General features: G+C 71.1%; 3 protein-coding genes and 1 tRNA gene. 3 read left to right on the plus strand and 1 reads right to left on the minus strand.

The features are described 5' to 3' along the window. Positions 1-12 precede the first annotated feature (12 nt). Positions 13-88, plus strand: a tRNA-His gene (locus tag VN520_RS16945). 448 nt (positions 89-536) lie between these two features. On the opposite strand, the gene VN520_RS16950 is transcribed toward VN520_RS16945, so the two are convergent. Further along, complete coding sequence (locus VN520_RS16950) at positions 537-1,430, minus strand: helix-turn-helix transcriptional regulator (RefSeq protein ID WP_325747760.1); 894 nt, start codon at positions 1,428-1,430, stop codon at positions 537-539. A 213-nt stretch (positions 1,431-1,643) separates the two neighbouring features. Here VN520_RS16950 and VN520_RS16955 point away from each other — a divergent pair, with 213 nt between their 5' ends. Then, positions 1,644-2,492 (plus strand): SDR family oxidoreductase, encoded by an 849-nt coding sequence (locus VN520_RS16955; protein ID WP_325747761.1) that lies wholly within the window; start codon positions 1,644-1,646, stop codon positions 2,490-2,492. A 65-nt stretch (positions 2,493-2,557) separates the two neighbouring features. Beyond that, positions 2,558-2,778: alcohol dehydrogenase catalytic domain-containing protein (locus tag VN520_RS16960; RefSeq protein ID WP_325747762.1), on the plus strand; the 221-nt coding region annotated here is incomplete at its 3' end.

Below are 2,778 nucleotides of genomic sequence, written 5' to 3' on the forward strand. Positions count from 1 at the left end.
CCGGGAGACGTGGTGGGTGTAGCTCAGCTGGTAGAGCACCAGGTTGTGATCCTGGGTGTCGCGGGTTCGAGCCCCGTCACTCACCCCAGCGGTGGAGGCCCTGGTCAGTTCGCTGACCAGGGCCTTCATCCGTTCCGGCGCCGTCTGCGACGGCAATCGGGACGCCGCCGCCCCCTTCGCTGGGGGGCAGATCGGGGGGCAGTGGCGGGGCGACTGCGCACCGCGCGCAGCTCCTGGCGGTGTGGACGGTACTTCCCGACCGACCGCAGGAAGCACAGCCCCCGGCCTCCGGCCAGCGACTGCGGTAGACCTCGGCCGACCGCCGCGCCAGTCAGAGCGTTGCTGCACCCTCCGTGGCGCAACGAAACCCCGAGCCCGGGGTCACCGGGCCCGGCTGGCATCACACTCGGGTCCTTCGTTTCGTGACGCCTTGACGTCGCGGAACGGCCAGTACCTCAACGCCGCGTTGCGATGTAGCGCCCGTTCCTCATGCCCAGTAGGCGCGCCAGCGTCGACGCCCGAAAGCGGTGGTCAGGTCACGTCCGGTCGGTCGCTGGGGCGGGCGCGTCACTGACGGTCGACGCCGCGTTGGTGGCTGCCCAGCTGGCCAGCAGCTTGAGGGCGTCCTCGGACGGCGTCGCGGGTTCGGCGGTGTAGACGGTCATGGAGAGCTCACCGTGGTCCTCGGTCGGTACGGCGAGGGAGTGGTAGACCAGGTCGAGGGTGCCGATCGCGGGGTGGCGGAACTGCTTGACGCCGGTGCGGTGGATCCGCACGTTGTGCGCAGCCCAGCGGGTGCGGAACTCGTCGCTGACGGTGGACAGCTCTCCGACGAGCTCGCGCAGGTCCTTGTTGTGCGGGTCGCGGCCGGCCTCCGTGCGCAGCAGGGCGGCGGTGACGTTCGCGGCGCCGTCCCAGTCGGGGTGGAAGTCGCGAGCCCGCGCGTCGAGGAACTGGAAGCGGGCGATGTTGGACCGCCACCGCGGGTCGTCGAGGACTGGTGAGTACAGGGCTCGGCCGAGGGTGTTGGCGGCGAGGATGTCCATGCGGCCGTTGGCCACGAACGCCGCCGACGTGGTGACCGTGTCCAGCATCCACTGCACCCGCGGCCGGACCTGGGTCTTGCTGCGCCGCTGCGGAACCCGGGTGGGCTTGGCGGCCCGCGCCAGGTCGAACAGGTAGGTCCGCTCAGCCTCATCCAGTTGCAGCGCCCGGGCAACGGCATCGAGGACGTCTTCGGAGACGCCGGCGATGTGCCCCTTCTCCAGCCGGGTGTACCAGTCGGTGCTCACCCCGGCGAGGACAGCGACCTCCTCGCGGCGCAGCCCGGCGACGCGCCGGCGGCCGCCGGGAAACAGCCCGGCCTGCTCCGGCGTGATCCGGGCGCGACGGCTGGTGAGGAAGTCGCGGATGTCGGTGCGGTTGTCCACCGGATCGACGGTACGGCGAACCGCCACGGAAGGGAGGTCGAGCTTGTACCCCCCACAAACGCGACCCCCCGCGCCCGTGCGATGGGGCGTTCCATGGGTTGCAGCGCCGCCCGACGCCTCGAGGCGTGGCGGCCCCGGACATCGCCCGGGACTCAGCGACATCGCGCACGACTCCGTCCCGAGGTCGGTGCGCGTCATACCTGGAGGTAGTTCATGAGCAAGGTCTTCCTGATCACCGGTGCCGGGCGCGGCATGGGCGTCGAGTTCGCCCGGGCCGCACTGGCTGCCGGTCACTCCGTCGTGGCCACCGGCCGCCGTCCTGACGCGGTCGAGGCCGCCATCGGCGCCGACGACAACCTGCTGGCGGTCAAGCTCGACGTCACCGAGCCCGCGGACGCCGAGGCTGCGGTGGCCGCCGCGGTGGAGCGGTTCGGCCGGATCGACGTGCTGATCAACAACGCCGGCGCCTTCCAGGTCGGCTTCTTCGAGGAGATCAGCCCTGAGCAGTTCCGAGCCCAGCAGGAGGTCAACCTGTTCGGCCCGCTCAACGTGACCCGAGCCGTCCTCCCGGTGATGCGCAAGCAGCGCGCCGGCATGGTCGTGAGCATCTCCTCGGGCGCCGGCCTGCTCGGCAACGAGGGCGGATCCGCCTACAGCACCTCGAAGTTCGCCCTCGAGGGCTTCATGGAGTCCCTGGCCGGTGACGTCGCCCCGTTCGGCATCAAGACGATGATCGTGGTGCCCGGCTTCTTCCGCACCACGTTGCTGGAGCCGACGTCCACGATCTGGCCGGAGCTGTCCATCGAGGACTACGCCGAGCGCACCGAGGCCATGCGGCCGTTCTGGGACTCGATGAACGGCGCCCAGGCCGGTGACCCCGCCAAGCTCGCCAGCGCAGTGATCGGTCTCGTCGACTCCCCCGAGCCCCCGGCCCGGTTCATCGCCGGCGCCGACGTGCTGGGTGCCGCCGAGCTCAAGGGCCGCACGCTGATCGAGCAGGCGGACGCCTACCGGGAGCTGTCCAGCTCCCTGGCCCACGACGACGCCCCCGCCTCCGCCTGACCGACAGCCCCGCGCTCGCGGGCACCCACCTGCATTCCCCAGTCACCGCACGAGGAGAGGCCACCATGCGCAGCACCGTTCTGTACGCCCCGGGCGACGTCCGCGTCGAGGACCGTCCGAAGCCCACCATCGAGCAGCCGACCGACGCCGTCATCCGGGTCGTCGCCGCGTGCGTGTGCGGATCGGACCTGTGGCCCTACCGCGGCATCGAGTCCATCGACGAGCCGCGTCCGATGGGACACGAGTACGTCGGCGTCGTCGAGGAGGTCGGCGACGACGTCACCAC

The sequence above is a fragment of the Streptomyces sp. genome, assembly GCF_035563135.1.
GTDB lineage: Bacteria > Actinomycetota > Actinomycetes > Streptomycetales > Streptomycetaceae > Streptomyces.